The organism is Kurthia sibirica, assembly GCF_003143975.1.
Classification (GTDB): domain Bacteria; phylum Bacillota; class Bacilli; order Bacillales_A; family Planococcaceae; genus Kurthia; species Kurthia sibirica.
In genome coordinates this window covers 272,827-299,385 of record NZ_QFVR01000001.1, presented here as the reverse complement: position 1 = coordinate 299,385, position 26,559 = coordinate 272,827, and the positions used below count along the sequence as shown (strand labels likewise).

At 36.4% G+C, this 26,559-nt stretch carries 24 protein-coding genes and 2 pseudogenes; 5 read left to right on the top strand and 21 right to left on the bottom strand.

Annotated elements, in window-relative coordinates; genetic code table 11:
* Positions 1 to 15: 15 nt before the first annotated feature.
* The 4 genes and pseudogenes from DEX24_RS01420 to DEX24_RS01405 all read right to left on the bottom strand — a co-directional run.
* Positions 16 to 1,017 (bottom strand): FecCD family ABC transporter permease, encoded by a 1,002-nt coding sequence (locus tag DEX24_RS01420; protein WP_109304606.1) that lies wholly within the window; start codon positions 1,015 to 1,017, stop codon positions 16 to 18.
* A gap of 110 nt (positions 1,018 to 1,127) precedes the next feature.
* Positions 1,128 to 1,958, bottom strand: coding sequence for an ABC transporter ATP-binding protein (locus tag DEX24_RS01415; protein ID WP_109304605.1), 831 nt, complete (start codon positions 1,956 to 1,958; stop codon positions 1,128 to 1,130).
* Positions 1,959 to 2,069: 111 nt separating this feature from the next.
* A pseudogene (locus DEX24_RS17360) lies at positions 2,070 to 2,168 on the bottom strand (IS6 family transposase); the annotation flags it as partial.
* Positions 2,169 to 2,496: 328 nt separating this feature from the next.
* Positions 2,497 to 2,673, bottom strand: a pseudogene (locus tag DEX24_RS01405) (transposase); the annotation flags it as partial.
* Between the two features lie 719 nt (positions 2,674 to 3,392).
* On the opposite strand from DEX24_RS01405, the gene DEX24_RS01395 reads away from it, so the two are divergent.
* Both DEX24_RS01395 and DEX24_RS17650 read left to right on the top strand, forming a co-directional pair.
* Entirely contained in the window at positions 3,393 to 3,671 is a 279-nt protein-coding gene (locus DEX24_RS01395) for a hypothetical protein (RefSeq protein ID WP_109304603.1), read from the top strand.
* 174 nt (positions 3,672 to 3,845) lie between these two features.
* Positions 3,846 to 3,974, top strand: coding sequence for a hypothetical protein (locus tag DEX24_RS17650; protein ID WP_282956602.1), 129 nt, complete (start codon positions 3,846 to 3,848; stop codon positions 3,972 to 3,974).
* 617 nt (positions 3,975 to 4,591) lie between these two features.
* Here DEX24_RS17650 and glnA read toward each other — a convergent pair.
* From glnA to DEX24_RS01335, 12 genes are all read right to left on the bottom strand, one after another.
* Positions 4,592 to 5,926 (bottom strand): type I glutamate--ammonia ligase, encoded by a 1,335-nt coding sequence (gene glnA / locus DEX24_RS01390; protein ID WP_109304602.1) that lies wholly within the window; start codon positions 5,924 to 5,926, stop codon positions 4,592 to 4,594.
* A 55-nt stretch (positions 5,927 to 5,981) separates the two neighbouring features.
* On the bottom strand, positions 5,982 to 6,365 hold the full coding sequence (locus DEX24_RS01385) for a MerR family transcriptional regulator (RefSeq protein WP_109304673.1): 384 nt from the start codon (positions 6,363 to 6,365) through the stop codon (positions 5,982 to 5,984).
* Positions 6,366 to 7,014: 649 nt separating this feature from the next.
* Positions 7,015 to 8,262, bottom strand: a complete 1,248-nt coding sequence (locus DEX24_RS01380; protein ID WP_109304601.1) for a methionine gamma-lyase family protein — start codon at positions 8,260 to 8,262, stop codon at positions 7,015 to 7,017.
* A 115-nt stretch (positions 8,263 to 8,377) separates the two neighbouring features.
* Positions 8,378 to 9,874, bottom strand: coding sequence for a hypothetical protein (locus DEX24_RS01375; RefSeq protein ID WP_109304600.1), 1,497 nt, complete (start codon positions 9,872 to 9,874; stop codon positions 8,378 to 8,380).
* 707 nt (positions 9,875 to 10,581) lie between these two features.
* Entirely contained in the window at positions 10,582 to 10,881 is a 300-nt protein-coding gene (locus tag DEX24_RS01370) for a rhodanese-like domain-containing protein (RefSeq protein ID WP_109304599.1), read from the bottom strand.
* A gap of 346 nt (positions 10,882 to 11,227) precedes the next feature.
* A complete protein-coding gene (hfq, locus tag DEX24_RS01365; RefSeq protein WP_109304598.1) occupies positions 11,228 to 11,455 on the bottom strand; it encodes an RNA chaperone Hfq in 228 nt (75 codons plus the stop codon).
* A gap of 46 nt (positions 11,456 to 11,501) precedes the next feature.
* Entirely contained in the window at positions 11,502 to 12,434 is a 933-nt protein-coding gene (miaA, locus tag DEX24_RS01360; protein WP_109304597.1) for a tRNA (adenosine(37)-N6)-dimethylallyltransferase MiaA, read from the bottom strand.
* Positions 12,409 to 13,359 carry an alpha/beta fold hydrolase gene (locus DEX24_RS01355; protein ID WP_246131335.1) on the bottom strand — a complete coding sequence of 317 codons (951 nt, stop codon included), beginning with the start codon at positions 13,357 to 13,359 and terminating at the stop codon, positions 12,409 to 12,411. The genes miaA and DEX24_RS01355 overlap by 26 nt, the downstream gene beginning before the upstream one ends.
* Positions 13,352 to 15,013 (bottom strand): glycerol-3-phosphate dehydrogenase/oxidase, encoded by a 1,662-nt coding sequence (locus DEX24_RS01350; protein WP_109304596.1) that lies wholly within the window; start codon positions 15,011 to 15,013, stop codon positions 13,352 to 13,354. The genes DEX24_RS01355 and DEX24_RS01350 overlap by 8 nt, the downstream gene beginning before the upstream one ends.
* Before the next feature lie 16 nt (positions 15,014 to 15,029).
* On the bottom strand, positions 15,030 to 16,916 hold the full coding sequence (gene mutL, locus DEX24_RS01345) for a DNA mismatch repair endonuclease MutL (RefSeq protein ID WP_109304595.1): 1,887 nt from the start codon (positions 16,914 to 16,916) through the stop codon (positions 15,030 to 15,032).
* 17 nt (positions 16,917 to 16,933) lie between these two features.
* Positions 16,934 to 19,540, bottom strand: a complete 2,607-nt coding sequence (gene mutS, locus DEX24_RS01340) for a DNA mismatch repair protein MutS (protein WP_109304594.1) — start codon at positions 19,538 to 19,540, stop codon at positions 16,934 to 16,936.
* 480 nt (positions 19,541 to 20,020) lie between these two features.
* Positions 20,021 to 20,755 (bottom strand): alpha/beta fold hydrolase, encoded by a 735-nt coding sequence (locus DEX24_RS01335; RefSeq protein WP_109304593.1) that lies wholly within the window; start codon positions 20,753 to 20,755, stop codon positions 20,021 to 20,023.
* A gap of 116 nt (positions 20,756 to 20,871) precedes the next feature.
* Here DEX24_RS01335 and DEX24_RS01330 point away from each other — a divergent pair, with 116 nt between their 5' ends.
* Positions 20,872 to 21,051, top strand: coding sequence for a hypothetical protein (locus tag DEX24_RS01330; protein WP_109304592.1), 180 nt, complete (start codon positions 20,872 to 20,874; stop codon positions 21,049 to 21,051).
* Positions 21,052 to 21,619: 568 nt separating this feature from the next.
* On the opposite strand, the gene DEX24_RS01325 is transcribed toward DEX24_RS01330, so the two are convergent.
* From DEX24_RS01325 to miaB, 5 genes are all read right to left on the bottom strand, one after another.
* Positions 21,620 to 21,934, bottom strand: a complete 315-nt coding sequence (locus tag DEX24_RS01325) for a hypothetical protein (RefSeq protein ID WP_109304591.1) — start codon at positions 21,932 to 21,934, stop codon at positions 21,620 to 21,622.
* A complete protein-coding gene (locus DEX24_RS17425; protein WP_246131336.1) occupies positions 21,927 to 22,136 on the bottom strand; it encodes a hypothetical protein in 210 nt (69 codons plus the stop codon). The genes DEX24_RS01325 and DEX24_RS17425 overlap by 8 nt, the downstream gene beginning before the upstream one ends.
* Positions 22,137 to 22,140: 4 nt before the next feature.
* Positions 22,141 to 22,305, bottom strand: coding sequence for a hypothetical protein (locus DEX24_RS17420; protein WP_246131337.1), 165 nt, complete (start codon positions 22,303 to 22,305; stop codon positions 22,141 to 22,143).
* A 493-nt stretch (positions 22,306 to 22,798) separates the two neighbouring features.
* On the bottom strand, positions 22,799 to 23,233 hold the full coding sequence (locus DEX24_RS01315) for a YlbF/YmcA family competence regulator (protein ID WP_109304590.1): 435 nt from the start codon (positions 23,231 to 23,233) through the stop codon (positions 22,799 to 22,801).
* Complete coding sequence (gene miaB, locus DEX24_RS01310) at positions 23,230 to 24,762, bottom strand: tRNA (N6-isopentenyl adenosine(37)-C2)-methylthiotransferase MiaB (RefSeq protein ID WP_109304589.1); 1,533 nt, start codon at positions 24,760 to 24,762, stop codon at positions 23,230 to 23,232. Before miaB ends, DEX24_RS01315 begins: the two co-directional genes overlap by 4 nt.
* Before the next feature lie 299 nt (positions 24,763 to 25,061).
* Between miaB and sigV the strand changes: the two genes are divergently transcribed.
* Positions 25,062 to 25,586: an RNA polymerase sigma factor SigV gene (gene sigV / locus DEX24_RS01305; RefSeq protein WP_109304588.1), complete on the top strand. Its 525-nt coding sequence runs from the start codon at positions 25,062 to 25,064 to the stop codon at positions 25,584 to 25,586.
* Positions 25,573 to 26,463: an anti-sigma-V factor RsiV gene (rsiV, locus tag DEX24_RS01300; protein ID WP_109304587.1), complete on the top strand. Its 891-nt coding sequence runs from the start codon at positions 25,573 to 25,575 to the stop codon at positions 26,461 to 26,463. The genes sigV and rsiV overlap by 14 nt, the downstream gene beginning before the upstream one ends.
* The last annotated feature ends 96 nt before the right edge of the window (positions 26,464 to 26,559 follow it).

Below are 26,559 nucleotides of genomic sequence, written 5' to 3'. Positions count from 1 at the left end.
CATATACTTGAATGCTTATGCAAAGAATCGTCCTCCTCTTTTAACTAATACTAGGAAGAATGGTAAACCTAAAACCGAGACAATGGCGACGATTGGTGTTTCAAACGGTGCGTTCATCGTCCGACCAATAAGATCAACGACGACCATGAATAACCCACCAACAATCATCGACATCGGAATAATAGCCCGATAATCTGCGCCTACTAAACCACGTACAATATGTGGAATCATTAGGCCAATAAAGGCTAAATTACCAACGATTGATACCGCTGCTCCAGCTAATAATACGACGATTATAAACATCATGGTTTTAATGACAAATGTTTTTTGTCCTAGTCCGACGGCTACATCTTCATTTAAACTTAAAATAGTCAATTGACGGCTAATTATAATGCTACTGATCAATGCCACAATAATAATTGGCATGACGACAAAAGCACTCCATGAAATCCCTTGAAGACCGCCTGAAGTCCACATGGATACATCTTTGGAAATTTGAAATAACAAACCTGTACCATCTGCTACAGCCTGTAAAAACATAGATACTGCTGCACCTGCTAATACGAGCTTCAAAGGGGACATACCTGTTTTGGATGATGAGCCAATGCTATAGACAATCGCCATCCCAATTGCTGCACCGATAAAACAGGCTAACATTGCGCCACTATAGTCTAAATTCGGTACAAGTACAAAACCAATGGCAAGTGCAGCATTTGCTCCTGATGTTAACCCAAGTAAACCTGGATCCGCCAATGGATTACGTGTAACGCCTTGCATAATTGCACCTGCAACTGCCAAAGCTGCACCAACTGCTACTGCAGCTAGTACACGCGGGAAACGTATTTCCCTTAATAAATTTGTTTTTTCATCATCACTACTATGCCAAATCGCATACCAAACATCTGCTAATGTTGTATTTGCTGCACCAAAAGATATGGCAACAAACATGACTATAAGTAACACAACAAACATGAATACTAACTGTAACGCTAATGGTATTTTTCTAAAGTACTTCATGCATCTCTTCTCTTTCTATGTAGAATAGTAGGCATACTTAAATAACCGTTCGTCTAGTCACTTTTTTACAGTGAATGACGCTCCACGGTTTGTATAGGTCTCCAATTACTTTAAACAACCATATCGTGCACTTCAGACTTTTTTGAGGCACGCTCTTCTGATTTCAAAAGATTATACGTAATACACATCGGTTTTTTTGTACGTGGGTCTTCCCCAATAACTGCGTCAATATTAAACACATCACGTAATGTTTCATTGGTCATCACTTCTGTTGCATCGCCTGCTTTGATTAAATGACCAGCATTCATCGCAATAATATAATCTGAAAAACGAGCTGCTTGATTTAAATCATGTAACACCATTACAATCGTACGACCTTCTTTGACATTTAATTGTTGCAATAACTCCAACACTTCTAATTGATGGGCCATATCTAAATATGTCGTCGGTTCATCTAAGAAAATAATATCCGTTTCCTGTGCTAACGCCATAGCAATCCATACACGCTGACGTTGACCACCTGATAATGCATCAACTGGACGTTTTCTAAATTCTGCTGTACTTGTTGCTTCTAATGCCCAATCAATCATATCGCGATCTTTTTGAGATAAATTACCAAAACCTTTTTGGTAAGGGTAGCGACCATACGATACCAATTCTTCAACAAGTAAACCACTCGCACTTTCTGGACTTTGTGGTAAAATTGCTAACTCTCTCGCTAAAACTTTTGTATTCATTTTTTGAATATTTTCCCCATCTAAAATAACCGTACCTGCTTGGTGTGGGATAATGCGGGTAATCGCTTTCAACAGCGTTGATTTACCACAACCATTAGCACCAATAATCGTCGTAATTTTACCATCTGGAATTTCTATGCTTAAGTCGTGAACGATTGTCTGATCGTCATAACCAACTTGAATATTATTAATTTTTAAACGCATTTATTTTCCTCCTTGAAACTAAGTGAGAATGAGAATCATTACTATCCTATTATAAATCAAAGGTATCTATTGTCAATTCATTTTTATTAAGGTACTACAACAAAATAACTTAAAGGATGAATCCATTCGCCAAGAATCACCTACAATGTGATTTCTTTTCTTCCACAAACAATAGATAATTTGACTATATTCTTGTACCCAACGATAAATGTCTGACTGGAGCAAAGTGGAAGAAATTTAAGAAGTTGATTCGCCCCACTGATCTTCTACCCTCTTGGCTTTTCCAAATGTACAGTTGGAAACTGTCAACCGGTGAGGAAGCCTCCGAAAGAGTCGGGAGGAATGAACTTTTCTCTGGGAAAAAGCAACGGCTGCAGGGAGGGCACTGAAAAACTTACGTTTTTTATGACGAGTTGATTTTTTAGATAAAAATAAGGCACTTTCTGTTCGATTTGAACAGAAAGTGCCTTATTTCATTGTCTATTTCTTACTCTTTTTCATTTAGCAGTTTTAATATCCGCTTAAGATTGACAGCGAAAATTGGTGGAATCGCATTTCTACCATTATCCAAACAGTATTTTGATTTTAATTCGTCTATAATAAATGAAAAATCAACGAGTTCATTGATCTGGCGAAGCATATTATCTTTTGGAATGATTAAATCATATAGTGCCATATAGGGACTTAAGTTAAGGGTTTCTTGTTTGGAAATCATGGTCGCACCACCTTTAATTAGTAACTACTATTATACAGGATGGTCCGTGACCGGGCGAGACCACATTTTAACCCATGAATAGTACAAGTTGATGGAGTGCAGGCGGCGACTTCTGCGGGAACAGCACGAGCGGAAGCACCCGGACTGAGCGAAGCGAGGGAGAAGGCTGGAGCCGTGCCCGCGAAAAGCGTCCGCCGGAACGGAATCAACGGCTACGAGGAAAAGCGAGGACAGGAACGAAATTCGTTCCTGTCCTCGCTTATCTGTGCATAAGTGGACTTTTTCAGTGCCCTAGCTGCAGGCGGTGTTTTTTCTTATTTTTGACTTTGAGAATCTGTCACGCTAGCATGACAGACCCTTGCTTTTAACGCCCTATATCTTGACTTAGAAGTGGTCCGGAAAATGGAGTTGATATTGATGAAAAAAACTTATTTAGCAAAGAGAAATTAAATGGGGAAAAAACCCAAATAAAAACGCATAGAAAAAATATGATTCTATTGTTGACTACTTAGATATGAATTTAAACTATTATGTTTCGTAGCATATGGATCACTAAAATACTTCTTATAACGACCTTTTATCATAAAAATGACTTATCTTCTGAAAACACATAATTTTTTTCGAAATTATTAATTCTTTTCCTACAAATATGACGTGGAGTATAGTAGAATAAAGAGATTGTTAAAAATAATAAATATAAAAGAAATAAGAGAGTTGAGATGAATTATATGAATGCAGACTTTAAAGTATTACTAAAAGAATTGGCTAAGAAAGTTGAATTAAGAAACTTAGATGCTAAGGAAATCGCAGAATTACCAGAAGGTGACCATGTAATCCTACAAGCTAAACGAGTTGAAGGACTTGAACTTATTTATAGAAAAACAGAAGATTCATTAAAATATGGCGTAATTTGGGATGATTCGGAAGAATTTTACCTTAGCTTTAGTATCGCTAAAGAAGAATTTGAATGGTGCTTAAACGCTAGTGGCGTAGAATAATACAAAAAAACAGGCATACATGACTTTTGGTCATGTATGCCTGTTTTTTAATACACCATTATTTCTTGATTGTTTCTTATATAGGATGAGTTTATAAACAATAAATCATGAACACTTACCTATTCACTCTAACAGCATACCCATGCAGTTATGCCGTTAGAAACTGGCGCCAATATGAAAGAGCTTCAAGATCGTTTAGGCCATGCATCTATGCAAGTTACTGCCGATACGTATTCACATATTACTAAAAAGATGGAAACACATGCTGTTGAATTATTCGATATTTATATGAATAAAAAATAATTTTGGTCCGATTTTGGTCCAACTGTAAAATACGTTTTGGTCCAGTTAAATCAAGGCAATAAAAAGGTGCTCCATCAAATATTGGGGTGGCGTGATTTGGATTTTCACATCACGCCACTTTTTCTATTTGTTCGTTTCGGACGAATGCTTTCCGCTGCTAGGCGTCCTCACCCTTTACTACACCAATCATTCATCATTCACCCTATATGCAACGCCATTTCTTGCCCACTCCTTCCTATTCAATCAAATATTCGCTCGAAAATGAGCAAAGCATCTACATTCAAATGCATGGCGTTTTAAAGCCTTTATTTTATGATAAATATCTTCTAAAAAGCCATTTGAATAGTCAATATTCCTTATGGGCGACTTTTTTAGCAACTCAATTATAAATGAATCGGTGGCATTGTCCTTTTTTACGTTACATACCACAAGCTCGCGTCTCCCGCGGAATCAGCTGAAGCTGAAAATCCATTCTTTGCGTTTAAACGCAAAGAATTAGTTGAAGCGAGGCCCGCGGAAAGCGTCGAGCAGAGGTGGTATTGTTTGAAAACCCCAACAAATAGTATAGAACCACAAAAAAACAGCCCCAATTACTTGGGGCTGTAAGGTTCATCGACTTAGTACATTTTAAGGTACTGGTCGCGTTCCCATTGGTGAACTTGTGTACGGAACATATCAAATTCGATTTCTTTCGCTTCGCGGAAGTTTTCGTAAATATGTGCTCCTAGTGCTTCTTGAATTACTTTATCTTTAGCAAGTGCTTGTAGTGCATCATCTAAGTTCACTGGTAAATTACCAATCCCTGCTTCTTCACGTTCTTGAGCATTCATAATATAAATATTACGATTCACTTCTGCTGGTGGTGTTAATTTTTGTTCGATCCCATTTAAGCCAGCTTCTAAAATAACAGCTAATGCTAAATATGGATTTGCAGATGGATCAACCGAGCGAACTTCGATACGAGTTGATAGTCCACGCGATGCTGGTATACGCACTAACGGTGAACGGTTTTGACCAGACCAAGCGATATAGCAAGGTGCTTCATATCCAGGTACTAGACGTTTGTATGAATTTACAGTTGGATTTGTTACAGCTGTAAAGCCTTCAACATGCTTTAATACGCCAGCCATGAATTGCATAGCCGTTTGCGATAGTTGCATTGGTGCATTTTCATCGAAGAATTTGTTTTCACCGTCTGTGAATAACGATACATTACAGTGCATACCTGAACCACTTAGACCAAATATTGGTTTCGGCATGAATGTAGCATGTAATCCATGTTTACGTGCGATTGTTTTAACAACTAATTTGAATGTTTGGATATTATCACAAGCTGTTAATACATCATCATATTTGAAATCAATTTCATGTTGTCCTGGTGCTACTTCATGGTGAGATGCTTCAATTTCAAAGCCCATTTCTTCTAACTCAAGAACGATATCACGACGGCAATTCTCACCTAAATCTGTAGGCGATAAATCAAAGTAACCACCGTGGTCATTTAATTCTAAAGTAGGTTCGCCTTTTTCATCTAATTTGAATAAAAAGAATTCTGGCTCTGGTCCTAAGTTGAAATCAGTGAAGCCCATTTTTTGCATGCGTGCAATAATGCGGCGTAAGTTATTACGTGGATCCCCAGCAAATGGTTTACCATCTGGGCTATAAACATCACAGATAAAACGACATACTGTCCCTTTACCAGTTGTCCAAGGGAAGATCATGAAAGTATCTAAATCTGGGAAAAGATACATATCTGATTCTTCAATACGTACAAAACCTTCGATAGAAGAACCATCAAACATCATTTTATTATCTAGCGCTTTTTCTAATTGTGAAACTGGAATTTCAACATTTTTAATAGTACCTAGAATATCCGTAAATTGTAAGCGGATAAATTTAACTCCCTGTTCTTTTACTAATTCGCGAATATCGTCTTTTGTATACTTGCTCATCAACAATCATCTCCTAAAGTTATGAATATACATCTTTTTTATATTGCACACATTTCTACGGTTGGAAGAAACGCGATAAATCACCTTGTCGAATGGACGTTTTTTGCATGCGTTGAGCTTGTTGCATCTCTTCTCGCAAAATTCTACGTAAATCGCCATCGGAAATATCCGATTTTTTCTGTGCAACGACCGGTTCATTTTTCATTGCAAATACTTTTTTAATACCTGCCATATTAATACCTTGGTCGAGTAAATCTTTAATTTCTAACAGCGTATCGACATCATTTAAAGAAAACATTCGTCGATTACCATCTGTTCTGGCAGGCTCAATTAGTTCATGTTCCTCGTAATAACGTATTTGTCTAGCAGTTAAATCTGTTAGCTGCATGACAATGCTGATTGGTAGAAGCGGCATTGTCCTTCGTATTTCACGATTCATATCATTCACCATACCCTTTCACATTTTTTATTTTATTCCATGTTAGCTTATCTGTCAATGATATGTGAGAAAAACTAACATATGATTTTTAGAATATTCTAATCTCTTTTCGAGATATAGTCTTATCACATGTCCTATAAGGATTTTATATCTCATAAAAGAGCTAGAATAATATCGTTTAAGTTAGAAAATCACAGACATTACTGCGTATCCCTATTTAAAATAACTGTCAAAATAGACGACTTTTTATTTTCTGCTAACCCATCTTCAAAGTAAAAAATAGGCTCTGTGTCAAATAGTAGGTGAATGCAATTGGATTTTCAGTTTCATTCCTCTTTTTCAATTGAGCCTAATAGAACAAAAAACCATTCATTAAACGCAGCATTATTTCAGTGCCGTTTTTCAATGAATGGTTTTTTAAAATTTATTTTATGTTTAACCTTCGCGCGCGAATAGTTTTTAAACTGTAGGTGCTTCTTTCTCATTCTCTGAACGATTGTAAAATCCTGTGTAACCCTACGCATCAAATATATCATCTTTTACATACGTTATTCGTCCATCATATCCCTATGATATACACTTCATCACACTATCGATCTTGAGAATAAATTTGACACTTTAACTACTTATTTTCATATTATATGTGGTTTTAACGTAGTTCTTGAACAGCGCTTAAAATAGCATATTTTACATGCTCATACGTTAATCCGCCTTGCATATATACTGTATATGGCGCTCTTATTGGACCATCTGCGGAAAACTCAATACTTGCACCTTGAACGAATGTACCTGCTGCCATAATAACATCATCTACATAGCCCGGTAACAGTGAAGGTTCTGGTGTAAAATGAGCATTTACTGGTGAATTCGCTTGGATAGTCTGTGTAAACTGAATCATTTGCTCTGGAGAGTTAAATTGAATGGATTGGATTAAATCTGTACGTTTAGCATCATAGGTTGGTTCAGCTGACATACCGATGTCTGTCAATGCTGCTGCTGCAAATATTGCACCTTTGAGTGCTTGTGAAACAACATGTGGTGCTAGGAAAAAACCTTGATACATATCTGTTAATGTATTTAAAGAGGGACCTGCTTCTGCCCCAATACCTGGTGTCGTCATACGATATGAACATTGTTCGACGTATTTTGCTTTCCCCGCAATATACCCACCTACTTTTGCCAAGCCACCACCCGGATTTTTGATTAGAGAACCAGCCATTAGATCAGCGCCTAAATCTGTAGGTTCTAGTGCATCTACAAATTCTCCATAACAATTATCCACAAAAATAATAACGTCTTCTTTTATTGCTCGTATTTTTTTAATCATTTCACCGACTTCATCGATAGTAAATGATGGACGTGTTGCGTAACCCTTCGAGCGTTGAATAGCCATAACACGTGTTTTTGAAGTTACCGCCTTTTCTACAGCTACCCAATCTACTTTATTATTGCCATTTAAATCAATATGTTGATAATCGATTTTAAAATCTTTTAATGAACCGGTATCTTGCTCACCACCGTCAACAATGGAACGTAACGTATCATAAGGTTCCCCCGTAATATACATCAACTCATCTCCTGGACGTAACACTCCAAATAAGCTCAATGTGATGGCATGTGTTCCCGAAATAATTTGCTGACGAACGAGGGCAGACTCCGCTCCGAACACTGTAGCATACACTCGCTCTAAGTTATCACGTCCCTCATCGTCATAGCCATAACCAGTTGAAGGATTAAAATGATTCTCACTCACGCGATGCTCTTTGAAGGCATCCAATACTTTTTGTTGATTTAAAAACGCCATTTGTTCTGCGTCATTTAATTGTGGGCGGATTTTTTCTTCTATAGTAGCTGCAAAATCCATTGTTTTTGCAGTTAATTTTGATGCAAATGCCATGATCTACTCATCTCCCGTTTTGTTCTATCCTTATTTATCTTATCAAGAATCATGAAAACGTCAACCACTGTCCGATAAAAAAACATCTCTATACAGGGAATCGTATAGAAATGTTTTATAGATGGCGTCTAGAGCGTTTATTCACTAGACGTTGCCCCTGATATTTCCTTATTTTTAATAACCAGAAAGATAGTAATAATAGAATAAAAATGGGTATGATAAACACTGGTAATTTCACACCTGCTGTTTCTATTTGAGCATCCTTTGTTTTTTCAACTTGTTTTTTTATTGGTGTACTTGCTGCGATTTCCTCGGATTTTTTTTCCTTATTAGCAGTTATTGTTACAGGATAAAAGCTTTTTCGAGGTTCTTTTTCATCCTCATAAGACCAAGTACTTTCCTGCTGTTGTAATGGTCTATCTACAATTGTAATCATTTTTTTTGCGCTATTACCACTACGATCACGCGCATGAATTTCTATATAGGACTGCTTTTTTTTCATAAAAGATGTGAATGATACCTCTACATCGTTATCAAAGTTATCTGTAACATGTAATGCTAAATCTTTGCTCACCTGCCCCTTTGTAACTTGCTCATCCGGGGCATAATAAATAGTTGACGTTGCTGTTTGAATTATTGGAGCTGTGCGGTCGACAATCGATACTTCAACCTGACGTTTTTCATCATTTTTTAATACTACAAAAGCATTGTATTTACCTAGCCGTTGAAAATCGATTTTGGATAAATCTACTTTTTTAATCGTTGGCACTTGTAAATCTGCTATAAAATCCGCTGAAGTAATAGATGTATACACTTCATATTCCAATTGTTCCGGTAGAATAGTAGGAGGAACGATATGAATATTTAAATGCCTCATCTGTGCTTTATTACCAGCTGCATCCACCGCATGAATAGCCACTTTATATTGTCCTAGACGTGACGAATCTACTGAAGAAAAATCAATGATTGGTTGCACAGTGCTATCATAGTTGTCTTCAATTTGTATGCCTCCATCTTGGATGAAACGCTCTACTGATAGTTGATCAGACACTGTATAATAGAGATGCGTTGATAGAAGCGCAATAGTTGGTGCTTCTTGATCGACAATTTCTAGAGCGATTTCCGAATGAAGTTGTCGACCAAATTCATCGGTAATTTTCACCGGTAGATGGTATTGTCCCACACTATTTAAGGATAAAGAATGCTCTAAAACCACTACTTCACACTGATTATCCATTGTATTTTGTCTATAAAATGCTGTCGCCATCTCATCTGAAATGACCATATCCTCCTCAACTGGCAATGTCCAGACAACTTGTCGCACCTCTTCAATTGGAGAATCTTTTTCAATAAGCAGTTGTTCTGTAATTACATCGTTTTGTTGATCAATAAAGTCTATATCATAGTTGCCTACTTCTCCATAATTAACTGCTTGATCATCTACTTCAATATGAGAGTCATTCTGTTGAAATAAATGCTTTAATTGCTCGGATGTTGGTTTTTTTGAGTTCACCTGCCATGTTGCAGAAGCTGCATACGCATGTACAGGTATCTTTACTTGCCATGCAAAAATAAAGAGTAACGATAAAAAGATACCAGTTATTTTTTTCAACAGTATTACTCACCTCCTGCTCCATTTCCGCAACAAATTTTCCTTTCTCATCTTTTCCCATTCCAAATTTTATAAAACATAAATTACCTCACACTTCATGTTATTTGTTAACATATATTATAAGTAAAAATAAGGATTCTACATCAAATGTTTGGCTGGCGTGATTTGAATTTTCACATCACACCACTTTTTCTATTTATTCGTTTCGAACGAATACTTTCCGACAGGCGTCCGTCCTCGTCCTTTACCACACCAATCAAATCTTCGCTCGAAAATGAGCACAGCGTCTACAGTCAAATGCATAGCGTTTTAAAACCTTTTTTTTCTGATGAATACCTTCTAAAAAGCCATTTAAACTCTCTACTTGCCCATTTTTAAGCATACGAATTGGTAGCGTTGTACTTTTTACGTTACATATTACAAGCTCGCGTCTCCTGTGGAATTAGTTGAAGCGAGGTCCACGGAAAGTATTGAGCACAGAGGTGGTATTGTTTGAAAATCACAACAAATAGTATCGAAACAAAATAAAGAGCCTGAAGAAATAATCTTCAGACTCAAAAATAATTATTCATTTAGTAAATTCATCACTTATAGCGCATGTCAGTCCATCGTTCATATGCTAATACACTTTATATTACTCATGCTAAACAATATAAATATAGAAGCTACACCAACGATATACTACCTCACTATTTTTTAGCCATACTTTAGAATTCTAACTCGCCATCCCAAGCATCCATTCCGCCTTCAAGATTAGTTGTATCAAAACCTTTTTCTTCTAAGTATGATGCGGCTTGGAAACTTCTTCCGCCTGCCTTGCATACGATAATATAGGCTTGATCGCCATCTAGTTCTGCCATTCGTTCTGAAATTTGGCCCAGCGGGATATGAATCGCACCAGGGATAATTCCATTTGCTACTTCTGCATCTTCACGCACATCTAAAATGTTTAAATCTTCATTTGCATCGAATAAATTCAATACTTCATCAGTCGTAATTGTCTTCATCAAAATCCTCCTCAAATATACTCATTCATAGTATAAGTGATTAAATGTATTTAAGAAAGAACAATGAATCGGCTTTTTCCACGAATTCTCTACACCATGTCCATTTTCCATATGTGCTATATGTTTTAAAATTCATTTATATATGTTTAGCAATAAAAATCAATTTGCCCTAATTAGTGAATGAACAGTCATGTTTCAAAGAAACAATTAAATCTTCTACTTTCTATAGAAGCTTGTTAGGTGCTAATTCTCATAATTCAATCGCCCAAAAGTATTTTTCATTATTTGCTCGACAAAGCAAAAAGCGCACACATGATCAAGCAATCCATGTGTGCGCTTTAGCTATTTATTCATCATTGCCATCTAATTCTACGGCTTTTGCGGGTGAGAAAGTTGAAATCGCATGTTTGAAGATCAAATTTTGTTTTCCTTCCGCCTCTAATAAAATAGTAAAATTATCAAAAGACTTAATCGTTCCTTTTAATTGAAAACCATTTAATAAAAAAACTGTCAGAAAAATTGAGTTCTTGCGCAACTGATTTAAGTACATATCTTGTAAATTAACCGATTTCATGTACATCCCCCTTAGATTTATAAGCTTCTTTCTCTCCTATAAACCTTTATACCCTAATTTTACCTAAAATAGTACATAACAGCATATTATTTTCTTCCGTGACATCAAACCATGTCACATCTAATTTATTTTTGAAATAAGTGAGTTGTCTTTTCGCATAACGTCGAGAATTTTGTTTTAACTTTTCAACTGCATCTTCCAATGTATAACGATCTTCTAAATAGGCATACAACTCTTTGTAACCAATTGCCGACATTGACTGACAGTCACGTAGACCCGCTTCGTGGAGAGCTGTCACTTCTTCTAAAAGTCCTTTTTCGAGCATGTTATTGACTCGTAGATTGATTCGCTCATACAATTGCGCTCGCTCTCTATTTAATCCGATTATATAATGATTGTAGAGTGGACGATTGCCTTGTTGAGCTTCTTCGCTTGATTTCATCACTTCGCCATGCTCTGCCATTTCTAAAGCACGTAAAACACGACGTGTATTATTTGGATGAATGATTGCTGCTGTTTCAGGATCTACAGCCATCAGTTTAGCATGCATGGCTTCTGGGCCTACTTGTTCCAATTGCTCATAATATGCTTCGCGAACTGCCGTATCAATTTTTTCTTCTGTAAAACGAAAATCGTATAGTACTGCTTGAATGTAGAGACCCGTACCGCCTACGATAATTGGTAGCTTTCCTCTACTTTGAATATCTGCAATTTTTTCTCTTACTAACTGTTGGAACTCCGCAACAGAAAAAGATTCATGTGCTTCTTTAACATCAATAAGATGATGCGGTACACCAGCCATTTCTTCAACTGTAATCTTTGCCGTGCCAATATTTAAATCTTTATATACTTGCATCGAGTCACCATTTATTATTTCACCATTTAACTTTTGTGCTAATTGTATACTTAACGCTGTTTTACCTACTGCTGTAGGTCCTACAATCGCCAGTACATCATACTGCTGTTGCTGCTCTGTCATGTCCTTTTTTCTCCAACCATTTTAATATTGTTTGATAAACTACTTCATTGTTCACTTCATTCAGAATTTCATGTCGTTTTCTTTCTAATAAATGAACGGCAACATGGGTAATACCCGCATGATAATATTGCTTCGCTACGCGCCATACACCCTTGCCATATTCACCGACGGGGTCGTCTTTACCACTGATTAATAAAATGGGTAAATCTTTGCGAATTTTATTTACTTCCGTTTCTTTCGAAATTAAGATAATCCCTGAAAGAAGGTCGACATAAAATTGATTTGTACAGGTGAAGCCACATAATTCATCCTCTATATACTTGCGCACTTCTTCTTCATCCGAAGATAACCAATCCGACGGTGAGTTACGATTGCTAATTTTGTTATTATAAGAGCCAAAAGAGATTTTTTCTAATAGCACAGCTAGCTCATTTGGACCTTTGTTTGCTGCCAATAATTTCGCAGCAACCAACCCCATACGATGCGATGAATTAATACCTGCTGTCCCCATAATAATTACTTTTTTCACTTCTTCACTATATAATTGGATATATCTTCGAGCAACAAATGACCCCATTGAATGCCCTAAAATAATGACCTTTGGCCAATCCTGACCACTACGTAATTGTTCAATAACAGTATGCGCATCTTCGACAATCTGATCAAATCCATTTTCTTTTGTAAAAAAACCATATTGTGCGTTGTTAATAGCTGCTGTTTGACCATGACCTCTATGATCATGTGTTGACACGATATAGTGATGCTCTACCAAAAATCGAGCGAACTTTTCATAGCGTTCCTGGTGTTCTGCCATACCATGAAATATGTGAATATGACCTTTAATCTCTGTTGTTTGCGGCATATAAAGCGTTGCAACAATTATATGTCCGTCCACCCCTTGAATTTCTCTCTGTGTTTTATTCATAGATACCTTCCTTTGCAAAATGTGATGCATCAAATAATAATTGATCCAATTCAACGCGTTTAACTGATTCTTCCGCTTCAGTATATTGTAAAAAGTCGGACATTAGTTCAATTATTTCATCTTTGTATTGGTGAATCGCTTCAATATCAAAATACATTTTACCCGTTCTTCTTACGAGTACATCAGCTGGTGTATAAGCCATTTCAAATTGCATAGCATACATTATTTGCAAGTAGAGTTCTACTGGTAGCCCTCGGTTCGTATAGTCACTTTTCGTCACGCGTAATATTTTGAAAATTTGATCGATATTTGTACCATATTTACGTGTTAAATTTTCTGCGATTTGTTTTGTCAAACCATTTTCTACGCCTTCTGAAGCTTTGAATGCAATATACGCTTCAAAATTTGAGCTGTTAATCATATCTGCACCCGATAACGATAGATTTTTGGTCGAACATTCTTTAAAGAGTTTATAGCCCGGGCGTTTAGCAATTTTATCGACAATATCTGCTGCCATTTTGCGATAACCAGTGAGCTTCCCACCAGCAATTGTTAACAAACCAGTTGGCGCTTCCCAAATTTCATCGTGACGAGAAATTTCAGAAGGATCTTTACCTTCCTCATAAATAAGTGGTCGAACTCCAGCCCAACTCGACTCCACATCTTTTTGCGTAATTTGCAGTTTAGGGAAAATATAATGCACCGCTTGTAACAAATAGGCAATATCTTCATTTGTTGCGACAGGATGAATTGGATTATTATCGTAAAATGTATCTGTTGTTCCGATATAGGCCTTCCCTTCACGTGGTATTGCAAAGACCATTCGCTTGTCTGGTGTATCAAAATAGACTGCTTGTTGTAATGGAAATACACTTTGATCAATGACAATATGCACGCCTTTTGTCATCGTCAGTTTTTTGTTATTTGATACAACATCCAATTGTCTCATCGCATCAACCCAAGGGCCTGTTGCATTAACAACTGATGTCGCAGCAATTGTGATTTGTTTATTTTTTATTTGATCCGTAGCTTTTGCCCCACACACTTGCTTTTTATCGTTGTAGATAAGTTCCGTGACCTTCATATAATTCAATGCGACAGCACCTAATTCTACGGCTTTCTTCAACACTTCAATTGTCAAACGAGCATCATCGGTACGGTACTCAATATAATGACCGCCACCTTTTAATCCATCACTTTTTAATAGTGGTTCCTTTTGCAATGTTTCTTTGACCGACAGCATTTTACGGCGTTCTTTTTTCTTCACACCAGCCAATCGATCATAGAGCATCAAACCTAAAGAAGTACTAGCAGGTCCAAATTGTCCACCAGCATAAAAAGGGAGTAGCATTCCTAAAGGCGTCGTAATATGCACACCATTTTCATAGACGATTGCTCGCTCTCTTCCCACCTCTGCAACGATCCCAACTTGCAATTGTTTTAAATAACGTAGCCCACCATGAATTAATTTTGTCGAGCGACTTGATGTCCCTGCAGAAAAATCCTGCATATCCACAAGTGCCACACTCATGCCTCTCGATACGGCATCTAAAGCAATTCCTGCTCCGGTTATTCCGCCACCTATTACAAGTACATCATATGAATACCTATCTAATAAATCGATTTTGTCATTTCTTTGCGCTGCTGAAAACATAGGTCATCCTTCCTCTCTACATTACACGTTTGAACATCTTTTCAATTTCATACGTTCTAAAATGGACGATTACAGGTCTACCATGTGGACATGTGAACGGATTTTCACATGTTTTCAAATCATTTAAAAGTCTTTCCATCTGCGGTTTATCTAAAAAGTGATTAGCTTTAATAGATTTTTTACAGCTCATCATAATGGCGGCGGCTTCACGCAGTTTTTTTATATCTGCTGTGCTATTTTTTAACACTTGCTCGATTAAATCTTCAATAATATCCTGTTCAAGTCCTTTCGGAAACCAAGTAGGATAATCACGCACGACGAATGTATTTTGACCAAATTCTTCTAAAAACACCCCAACATCATCAAGCGATTCTTTTAACTCCATTAATGTCATTGCTTCATCTGCTGAGTAATGGAATGTCAAAGGAAATAATAGTGCTTGTTTTTCCTGTGCATCAACTTGCCCGACTTTCTCTTTGTAAAACTCATACTTAATACGCTCTTGTGCAGCATGTTGATCAATTAAATAAAAACCATCCATGCTTTGCCCAATAATATACGTACCATGAATTTGACCGATAATTTCTAATGTAGGAAATGGCTCTTGCTGTTTAAGAGATTGTGACTCATCCATTATGCTCGACGCCGTACTGTCATCTTCAGAGTTATCTGTATTTGACAACAAATCTCTATTTACTACTTGTTCCCAAGTTTCTTCATCTGTCAAACTATTTTCTCGTGCTTTTATCGGCTCATCGGGCATTAAAAAGTCTTTTTGTTGCTCTTGTACAACAGCTGCACGTGGTTTGTCACCAAATTGGGCCATTGGTGTATTGGCATAGTCAATATTTTTCCAAAAGTTTACTTGTTCTGTTGATTGGGCAAATTTTTTCTTTTTTTGTTCTACTTCTGGTGCTTGCATCTTCACACGAATGGCTGCATGAACGGTTTTTTCAATTAAAGCCATCAAATCGCCCTCTTTGCTTAAACGAATTTGCTGTTTAGCTGGGTGGACATTAACATCTGTTAAATGAGGGTCCCCTTCAATATGAATGACCGATATTGGTGCACGTCCAATTGGTAAAAATGTATGATAAGCGTCGATTAATGATTTTTGAACTGTATAATGTTTAACCCAGCGACCATTCACAAAAATAGACATATAATTTTTTGAAGCGCGTGTTATTTCTGGAATCGTTGTATACCCATAAATTTTGTAATCATTTGACTGCCCTTCAAAATAAACCATTTTCTTGGCATTTGCCACACCATATATGGCTGCCAACACCTGCTGTAAGTCACCGCGACCATTTGTTTGTAATAATAGATGGTCATGGTGCATTAGTTTAAAAGCAATAGTCGGATAACAAAGAGCTAGTCGGTTGATTAAATCAATTGTATGACCGAGTTCCGTTTGAATTGTTTTCATATATTTTAATCGAGCAGGTGTATTATAAAATAATTGTGCAACAGTAATAGCAGTTCCTTTACGTAATGAGCCAGGGCGTTGTTCTACAGTATGTCCACCCTCAATTGTCACCGCTATACCTTCTTCACCATCTGATGTTTCTAACTTGACCTTGGACACCGATGCAATTGATGCAAGCGCCTCACCACGGAAACCTAATGTTCGTATACGAAATAAATCATATTCGTTGTTAATTTTGCTTGTTGCATGGCGCATGAATGATACAAGTGCATCTTCAGCACTCATCCCATGACCATTGTCGATAACTTGAATTGTTGTAAGCCCCGCATCTTCCAATAAAATTTCAATTGAGGTACTGCCTGCATCAACGGCATTTTCTACGAGTTCTTTAACAACAGATGTCGGTCTCTCAACTACTTCACCAGCTGCAATTTTATTAGATAATAATTCATCCATTATATGAATTTGCCCCATGCAAACCCCTCCTTCTATTATTTTAATAATGCTTGCTGTAATTTATAAATGAGTTGCAATGCATCCATCGGTGTCGTACCAGAAATATTCATTGCCTTTAACTCTGCAATTACTTCTTGCTCTGTTGCATCATAGTGCTGTGGTTCTTCCTTGTGCTCTGCAAAAAATGACAGCTGATTGGACTGGTCTTCTTTTTGTGGTACAGCCACTTCTTTTTCCACAATCCGCTCGACAATTTTCTCGATTACTACTGGTTCATCTGAATCAGCGGCTTCAAAAATTGCTAGTAACTGACGGGCGCGTTCGATAATCGCTGGTGGTAGCTCTGCTAATTCTGCTACATGGATACCATAAGACTGATCGGCTGGACCTTCTTTCACTTTATGAAGGAATACCACTTTCCCATCTTGCTCCGCAGCTGCTACATGAACATTGCGTAATTTAGGCAACGCCTGTTCCAGAGCAGTCAACTCATGATAATGCGTTGAAAATAATGTGTTCGCACCAATCTCTTTATGAATATATTCCATCATCGCCTGTGCTAAGGACATTCCATCATATGTTGATGTACCACGCCCAATTTCATCAAATAATAATAAACTCCGTTCTGTCGCATTCACAATTGCATGTTGCGATTCGAGCATCTCTACCATAAATGTACTTTGCCCACCTGCTAAATCATCCGCTGCACCAATGCGTGTGAAAATCTGATCCGTGATTGGTAACACAGCTTCTTCTGCAGGTACATAACAGCCAATTTGAGCCATAACTTGGATTAATGCCACTTGACGCATAAATGTCGATTTACCAGACATATTTGGTCCCGTAATAAGCATCATATTTTCTTCTGTCGCGAGAATACAATCATTTGGTACATATAATGATTTATTCATCATTTTTTCCACGACTGGATGACGGCCATTTATAATTTTTAATGCTGTGCCATCATGAAACTGCGGCTTCGTAAATTGATAGCGTTCGGCGATTGTTGCAAAACTGGCATAAACATCAACTTCACTGATTGTTGAAGCCAATGCTTGAATACGTGGAATAAACGGTTTGATTTTCTCGCGAATATCCGTAAATAACTCATATTCCAATTCAAGGCTTTTTTCCTGTGCATTTAAAATAATTGCTTCTTTTTCTTTTAATTCATCCGTAATATAGCGTTCAGCATTCGCTAAAGTTTGTTTGCGTTCATAACGTGTTAAATCAGCTAAGTGAACATTGGATTTTGTTAGTTCAATATAATAACCAAAAATACGGTTATAGCCGATTTTCAAAGTTTTCACACCCGTTAGTTGACGTTCCTTTTGTTCTAGCTGTGCAATCCAATCTTTACCGTTTCGAGAAGCATAACGATAGTCATCCAGTTGATGATGATACCCTTCACGAATCACATCACCTTCCTTAATGGAAATTGGTGGATTATCCGTAATAGCTTCTGCTAAGAACTGTTCAATATCACTACAATTATCAATTTTCTTGCCTAACTTCATCAGCTCATTCGCATTAGAATCAGCCAACATTTTCTCGATTGCAGGGATTTGACGTAGAGAATCGCGCAGTTGTGCTAAGTCACGTCCTCCAACACTACCAAAAGCAATACGACCCGCTAAACGTTCCAAATCATATACTTTTTTTAATGATTCCTGTAGCTCTAAACGCATAAAATAATTTTCTAACAGTTCCGTGACAATTTGCAGACGACTTTCAATCGCTTTACGACTTGCTAATGGTTGATGAATCCATTGCTTTAATTTCCGCCCACCCATAGCAGTAACCGTATCATCTAATAACCAAAGCAAGGAGCCTTTTTGCTCGCCTCGCAAAGATTGAATTAGTTCTAGATTTCGTTTAGAATGCGTATCTATTTTTAGAATCGAATTTGCTTCAATAAATTGAAATGCTTGAATATGATCCAATGCACGCATTTGTGTTTTCGTAACATAATGCATTAATTTTTGAACCGCCGCATGAAGTGGTTGTGGTACTTCTGGCGTATAGCGTACAACATCTATTGCTAGCTCATCCTCAATGGACAGCACAATTGAATACGCAGAAGCAAGTTCATATAGTTCATCAAAAAGTCCTGTACTCACTACTAATTCCTTGATGCGAAGCGATTGTAAATAGTGTAATAAATCACGTGCATCTCCTTCAATATATGTAGCGAATGCTTCTCCAGTCGATAAATCTAAATAACTTACACCAAAATCAGCAGCCACTTTCACGGCACTTGCAATATATAAATTGGATTTTTGATCAATGGCTTTCCCGTCCATAATTGTCCCAGGTGTCACAACTTGTACGACCTCACGTCTCACGACACCTTTGGCATGCTTTGGATCTTCTGTTTGTTCACAAATAGCTACTTTATATCCTTTTTGAACAAGTGTTTCAATATAATTTTTGGCAGCGTGATGGGGTACACCACACATTGGTATGCGCTCTTTCATACCAGCATCTCGGCTTGTCAGCGTAATTTCAAGTAGTTGGGATGCGCGTGTTGCATCGTCAAAGAACATTTCATAAAAATCACCTAGTCTATAAAATAAAAAAGCATCTTTATGCCCTTCTTTTACGCCTAAGTATTGTTGAATCATCGGTGTATATGTCGTCATTGTAATACCTCGCATTCTTGCATTTCATTATATGTTATTATAACAAATCTAGGCGGATAAATCGTAATGTATGTATTATTTCTTCCGAACAAAAAGTCATCTAGCGCCAGGCACTAACCTAAAAATGACAGACATACATCATTACTATTTCCGTATCTGGTAAAATAATTAAACATGGGAGAATCACTATATTGGATTCAAAAAAACATAGATGATCGTTCATCTTTAAAAGAATCAGCAAAAAATGCTGACCTTAACCGTCGACACTTCTCAAAACACCTGCCCCTAACCAAAACCAAATAAAAAAGGACCAGCTTTTAGCTGCTCCCAATCCCTATATTATTTACTAATGTCTCCTGTTTTCTTCCTCCTAATCCAATGTAATCAACCCTCTATACGAACGTAAAACAGCATTCATAATTTTCACACGAGCCTATTATATTCTCTTATATATTTTCCTAACGCGGATTACTACATGTCTTAGGTTATGAATACTTTTTTCAATGCTGCTGCCACAGCTTGGGGATTTTCTGCCATACCAAAATGACCAGTAGGGACTTCTATGCGTTGAATTGACTGATTTGTCGTATTAATTTTTGGCATAATATCATCGTTAGCACCTTCAATTATTGCAATTGGTAGTGTTGTCGTATTGATAAATTGTTGTTGATCTACACGATGTTGCATTGCCCAAAGCTCATTGTCCATTCCATCTGCAGTCGCATCTTTTGCCACATTTCGCATGAATTCAATTGCTTCTTGCGGTGAATTTGGTGGAAAGAAATTGTTAATCATTCGGTCGACAAATGCCTCGGTCCCTTGCTCAGCGATTTCTTGTTGTTGACTTTGACGTTTTTTCTTCGCCTCTTCAGAATCTGCTCCAACACCAGAAAATAATAAGACAAGTTGTTTCATATGAGCAATTTTTTGTTGTGCTGCCGCCAAAGCAATATATCCACCCATCGAATGACCAATCCAAATCGCCTTGTAGACACCCATACTCTGTAAAAGTTCTTCAATTTGTTCGGCATACTGTTCAATCGTATATTGTGTTTTTTCCATTACTGAACGACCAATCCCCGGTAAATCAACGACGATGACATCATAATGTGCCGATAAATCATCCGCAACAAATTGAAAACTCTGACCTCCACTCAAAAAACCATGTATGAACACAAGGGGTTGTCCCTGTCCTTTTCTCTTATAAGCTAACATATTATTACCTCCCTTTATGAACCATTACCTTTACGCATGGAATTAAAACGTTATTTCATACTGTTTTGTCTTTTTAATTTCCTGTATACTTTACTATACTAAGGAGTTGAAATGTATTGGCATCAAGAATTATTACCGCTGTTTTATCAAGTGTTTTTATTGTGAGTTTACTGAATTATTTTTCAGGTTCTTTAACCTTGAAAAATTTCATTGTATCGATTATAAGTGCAAGTATTGTAGCAGTTATCATTTTCTTTATCGCTAGAAAAGTTGAATCTACTAAAAAAACAAAATGAATAACAACAATTGTTTTTTAGTATAATAGTATAATTTATATATACCTTATTTATTACAAATTATGTTTCTCTATCGTCATGTTACTAGTTGATCCCTCTATAAAGAGTGAAGTGCATACGATAAATAGAAAGAAAATGGAATTACTGGACACACAGCCATTGTAATTGATTCCAAATATGTTTTACATACTTCTGGATGGAAATCTGAACCTTATCCAGAAGTAATGGTAATAATAAAGTGGTGAAAAAGGTATAAAAATCAAATAAAAGTAGTCAGGCCTAAATCTAGCTCTTTAGGAAAAAAGCAGCAATAAACGTAAAAAAAGTTCTGTTGAAAAGTTTGATTTCTACTCGAAGTTTCAGAGAAAAGTCATTTTCTCAAAATTTAAAACTCTGTTAAATCAACGTTTATCGCTTTTTCATATGTTCCCAAACTTTGATTTGAGAACGTTATTTGAAGATGACATGTATCAGATAAACATATTCAAGAGTGTATTTTACTTCCAAGTGTTTTCAACTTACAGAACTTCTTTTTGTTTTAATTATTTTATAACGTTAAGAATATTTTTTAATCTTTTAGAGCATAATATGGTTTTTTTAAAACTGTATAAGCTTCTTTTTCATCATCTAAACGATCATAGAATTCTGGACTATATGGCAACGCTAAATCATCAAGTACTTCATCTTCTACACAAGCTATCAGTACATCATATCCTTCTAAATCTTTAGGCCAAAAATCATTTTTCGTGTTTCCTTTTTCTAAAGTCAGATTAATGGCATCTCGAAGTTTTTCTAATCCTTTTTTATTCCCTATGATATAAGCTTCATCATGCCAACTATCTTGAGAATAAATATGACACTTCGGATATCGATTTTCATTCATCTAAATCATCCTCCTTAATACTTTTCAAATCCAATATAGAATATACTTTTGTTAAAACATAAAATAATTTTGCACTTTCCAATTCCATTGAGCCACAATCGGAATATACTTTTTCTTCTGTATCAGAATCTTCATCCACTCGCACTAAATCTCCATATTCAACATCATCTAAATTCAATTCTTTCTGTATTTCTTTTAACAAACCATCAGAAGCAACTACTCGTTTTCGCTACATTCCCTGTTAAATAATCCGCATCTTTTAACGAATATTTAGCTATCTCTTGCACTGCTGCTTGAATCGCAGTCATTTCTTTATTTTTATTCTTTAATTTTTCAATATGCACAACTGGCAGATCATCTAATTTCATCAAACAATTAAAATCAATCGCTATTTCTTTTAAACGTTGATCTAATAGATTGCCATCAAAAAGAGCCGCCTTGCCTTCGATTTTTGTCGAATCACTTCTTCTACAATTTCCGTCATGTATCTACTTCTTTTCATCGTTTTTTTCCAATTACAAAAAGAGCCTGGGACAGAACAAAAATAGTATGTCTCCCATACGAATCATCAAATCAATTGAACGCGTAGAAAACGACGCCTGCGGGAATAGCACGAGCTGAAAACCCCACAGAACGTAGTGTCGAGGCGTGTGAAGCCATGTCCGCGGAAAGCACTTTTCGAAACGGACATGGATTGAAATGAAAAATCCCATATAATTTCGAAAAATCATACGGGATTTTCTCTGTTGAAAATGCGTTTGTCTCAGGCTCTTTTTCTTTTGTTCTGTTGTCCATTTCATACTAAATACACTGATAAAATTTAAGCTGTGATTATTAGATTACTACCTACTAGCTTTCTCCGTATTACGAGCAACTTCCAGATTGTTCATTGCGCACACGAGAACCCGTCTCTCCACGCAATTCATCACCATCCGTTTGACGAATAACTTCATTCGTCACATTATTGGCAATAGTATTTGATACAAGTTGTAATAAATCGTTGACGTCACCTTGCGAATTTTTGAATTCATCGACGATGGGCATATCATCTAATTCTTTTTCAATGCCTGCAATCTTATCTTCAATTAATTTTAGTGCTTTTTCTTTACCGTAGTGTTGGAAGTTAACCGCTTGTTTTTGCAAACTTTTTAGCGATGCAATTTTTTCACGAATCTTTTTATTTTCGTTAATTTGTTCTTCAGCACGTTTGAAAAATTCCACTTCTTCCGTATTGGCAATCATATGTGCGATTTCATGGGATTTTGCAATAATTTCATCTTTTGTATATAGTTTTGTCATTGATTATTCACCTCAAGACCCGCTACTATTTCAAGAAATTCACCAGTAAGTGAGTATTGCTTCGCCTCTGTTATACGAACAGAGACGAGCTGACCAATCACTTCTCTAGGCGCTTCAAAATTCACGAGTTTATTTTTTCTTGTGTATCCTGCTAAAACATTCTTATTACGTTTACTCTCACCTTCAACGAGTACTTCAACTATCTGATTTTCAAATTGTTTCATCGCTGCTTCACAATATTCACCTACAAGAGCATTAAGCTTTTGTAAGCGTATTTTTTTTACGTCCATTGGAATATTATCTTGCATGGCAGCAGCTGGCGTTCCTTCACGTGGCGAGTAGATATAGGTAAACGCCATTTCAAACCCCACTTCTCGATAGAGTGATAAAGTTTCTTCAAATTGTGCTTCGGTTTCATTTGGGAAACCAACAATTAGATCTGTTGTCAATGCAACATCTGGTATCGCCTGGCGTATTTTTTTGACAAGTGCTAAATAGGATTCACGCGTGTACTTACGTGCCATTATTTTCAACATCCCATTTGAACCCGATTGAACAGGGAGATGTATATGTTCCACAAGATTCCCTTTTTTGGCGAGTACTTCTATTAAATAATCATCAAAATCTCTGGGATGACTTGTCGTAAATCGAATACGCGGCAAATCAATTTTGCGTAATTCATTCATCAACTCACCTAATCCAATCGTTGAGCCAGGCAAGTCCTTCCCATAGGCGTTTACATTTTGACCTAGTAAAGTAATCTCTTTATAACCCGCTGCTGCCAACTCACGTACTTCTGTAATAATATCTTTTGGAAGGCGACTCCGCTCTTTACCTCTTGTATAAGGTACGATGCAATACGTACAAAACTTATCGCAACCATACATAATATTTACCCATGCCTTTGTTTGGCCTTTGCGCGTTTTAGGAAGGTTTTCGATAATATCGCCTTCCTTTGACCACACATCAATTACCATAGCTTTTGACATATAGGCTTCATGTAGTAGCTCTGGTAAACGATGAATATTATGCGTACCAAAAACTAAATCTACTTGATTATAGGTTTTTAAAATTTTATTTACAACGGCTTCTTCTTGCGACATACATCCACAAACACCAATTAATACATCTGGATTATGGCGTTTGAGTGCTTTGAAGTGACCAAGTTCGCCAAAAACTCGATTTTCTGCATTTTCGCGAATAGCACATGTATTCATTAGTATAACATTTGCTTGCGATACGTCATCTGTTGCTTCATAGCCTAACTGTTCGAAAATACCAGCCATCACTTCCGTATCATGTTCATTCATCTGACAGCCATATGTACGAATATAGAATTTCCGATTGTTGCCCATCTGAGCAAAACGTTCATCAATTTTAAAATCCGCATGATACTGAATCGTTTCTTTCCCTCTTTTTTTTGCCTCTTTTAAAGATGGAGTTGCTTGAAAAAATCTGCTATAATCTTTATTCTCTATTGGCTTTACAGGTATAATTTGATTATTTGCTAGTCGCTGTTCTTCATTCATAAATAACCCATCCCCCATCTACTTCTATTATACGGAAGATGACCCATATACCACAACCATAAAAGGATAATAGTTCCTTATTTTACAAAAAGGTTGGCATTATTGTGAAATATGATTATTTCTCTATCATATCAAATAATGTCGTAAAGCTCTTATATTCTTACTTATCCATTGATTCTACAATAAACTAATACACTCGTTATTTTTATTGTACTCTATTTTAAACTTTTTCCTAATATACTCCGTCTATATTCATGTATACAATTAAAACTATAGTAAATAAAGGAGCTTCTTTGGATATGTCAAAAAGAAATGCATTTCTACATGAAGATGAATTCATCCAATTCATTCGTACTAATAAAGATCGATTTTATTTTTTAGCATATAGCTACACTAAAAATGAACAAGATGCCCTTGATATTATCCAAGATAGTATTCAAAAAGCCATGCTTGCTTTACATAATCTCGATAAAGTCGAATCGATGAAAAGCTGGTTTTATAAAATAGTCGTTCGAACCGCACTCGATTTTATTCGTAAGCATAAGCGTATTCAAGTGACAGATGATACAACCCTTCATCATCTCACAACCAATCACGAGGATCACTATGAAAATACCGATCTCCAGTTTGCCTTATCAGCGTTACCTCAAAAATATCGTGAAATCATAATTTTGCATTATTTCGAAGATTTAAAATTAAGCGAAGTAGCCACTGTTTTGGATACAAATATAAGTACAATCAAGTCTCGCTTATATCGAGCTCTCAAATTGTTGAAAATACAATTAGATGATACGAAAGGTGAAATGACGAATGACAAACGATAAACTAAAGGAACTCAAAAAAGAATATGAAAATAGAGTAATCCCCCCCCAACTAGATTCAATTGTAGAAACGGCACTTCACAAAGGACGTAAAAAGAAAAATCACTTTCCTAAATGGTTAATTGGTTTTGCAGCAGCGATTCTCCTATTTACGACCGCCTTAAATATGAATCCTGCCATGGCAAAAACACTTAGTGCTATTCCTGTACTAGGGCATGTTATTCAAGTGTTAACTTGGACGGAATATACAGTGGATGAACCGAATTACAATGCCTCTATCAAAGTTCCAGCAATCGAGGATTTAAAAGACAAAAAATTACAACAGCGATTAAATGAACAATACCAAGCAGAGGGTAAAAAATTATTTGAAGACTTTAAAAAAGAAGTCGGGGATATAAAAAAACTGGGTGGCGGACACTTTGGTATAGATAGTGGATACGAAATTAAAACGAATAATAGCGATTTACTAGCCATTGGTCGTTATGCAGTCAATACCGCGGCTTCTTCTTCTACCGTAATGCATTACGATACAATCGATAAGAAAAAAGAAATTCTGCTCACATTGCCTATGCTCTTCAAAAATGATGACTATATCACAATCATTACAGCCAATATTAAAGAGCAAATGCTAGCTAGTATGGCCGCACCTAACTCCGATAAGACCTATTGGATAAAAGATGGTACTGCAAAAGATGATGAATTAACTGCTGAATTTAATACGATTAAAAAGAACAATAAATTTTATATTAACAATGAAGGCAAATTAATTATTTCTTTCGATAAATATGATGTTGCACCCGGCTATATGGGTATTGTAGAATTTGAAATTCCTACAAAAATCTTAAAAAACTTATTATTAAATAACGACTATATTCATTAGTATGACTACCTGTCACCAGATTGATTGTTTCAAAAAAAGCTAGACTAAATAATCGCGTAAAGCATGCTGCTAAAAGGCAGCTTCATATCCATTACA

Excerpts from the sequence above, each read along its gene's own strand:
- DEX24_RS01380 (WP_109304601.1), bottom strand. The coding sequence starts at position 8,262 with ATGGCATTTGCATCAAAATTAACTGCAAAAACAATGGATTTTGCAGCT.
- DEX24_RS01325 (WP_109304591.1), bottom strand. The coding sequence starts at position 21,934 with ATGAATGAAAATCGATATCCGAAGTGTCATATTTATTCTCAAGATAGT.
- DEX24_RS01415 (WP_109304605.1), bottom strand. The coding sequence starts at position 1,958 with ATGCGTTTAAAAATTAATAATATTCAAGTTGGTTATGACGATCAGACA.
- DEX24_RS01385 (WP_109304673.1), bottom strand. The coding sequence starts at position 6,365 with ATGAATCGTGAAATACGAAGGACAATGCCGCTTCTACCAATCAGCATT.
- mutS (WP_109304594.1), bottom strand. The coding sequence starts at position 19,540 with ATGACGACATATACACCGATGATTCAACAATACTTAGGCGTAAAAGAA.
- DEX24_RS01420 (WP_109304606.1), bottom strand. The coding sequence starts at position 1,017 with ATGAAGTACTTTAGAAAAATACCATTAGCGTTACAGTTAGTATTCATG.
- DEX24_RS01350 (WP_109304596.1), bottom strand. The coding sequence starts at position 15,013 with ATGTTTTCAGCAGCGCAAAGAAATGACAAAATCGATTTATTAGATAGG.
- hfq (WP_109304598.1), bottom strand. The coding sequence starts at position 11,455 with ATGAAATCGGTTAATTTACAAGATATGTACTTAAATCAGTTGCGCAAG.
- miaB (WP_109304589.1), bottom strand. The coding sequence starts at position 24,762 with ATGAATGAAGAACAGCGACTAGCAAATAATCAAATTATACCTGTAAAG.
- mutL (WP_109304595.1), bottom strand. The coding sequence starts at position 16,916 with ATGGGGCAAATTCATATAATGGATGAATTATTATCTAATAAAATTGCA.
- DEX24_RS01370 (WP_109304599.1), bottom strand. The coding sequence starts at position 10,881 with ATGAAGACAATTACGACTGATGAAGTATTGAATTTATTCGATGCAAAT.
- DEX24_RS01355 (WP_246131335.1), bottom strand. The coding sequence starts at position 13,359 with ATGAATAAAACACAGAGAGAAATTCAAGGGGTGGACGGACATATAATT.
- miaA (WP_109304597.1), bottom strand. The coding sequence starts at position 12,434 with ATGACAGAGCAGCAACAGCAGTATGATGTACTGGCGATTGTAGGACCT.
- DEX24_RS17650 (WP_282956602.1), top strand. The coding sequence starts at position 3,846 with ATGAAAGAGCTTCAAGATCGTTTAGGCCATGCATCTATGCAAGTTACT.
- DEX24_RS01315 (WP_109304590.1), bottom strand. The coding sequence starts at position 23,233 with ATGACAAAACTATATACAAAAGATGAAATTATTGCAAAATCCCATGAA.
- DEX24_RS01395 (WP_109304603.1), top strand. The coding sequence starts at position 3,393 with ATGAATTATATGAATGCAGACTTTAAAGTATTACTAAAAGAATTGGCT.
- DEX24_RS01335 (WP_109304593.1), bottom strand. The coding sequence starts at position 20,755 with ATGTTAGCTTATAAGAGAAAAGGACAGGGACAACCCCTTGTGTTCATA.
- sigV (WP_109304588.1), top strand. The coding sequence starts at position 25,062 with ATGTCAAAAAGAAATGCATTTCTACATGAAGATGAATTCATCCAATTC.
- rsiV (WP_109304587.1), top strand. The coding sequence starts at position 25,573 with ATGACAAACGATAAACTAAAGGAACTCAAAAAAGAATATGAAAATAGA.
- glnA (WP_109304602.1), bottom strand. The coding sequence starts at position 5,926 with ATGAGCAAGTATACAAAAGACGATATTCGCGAATTAGTAAAAGAACAG.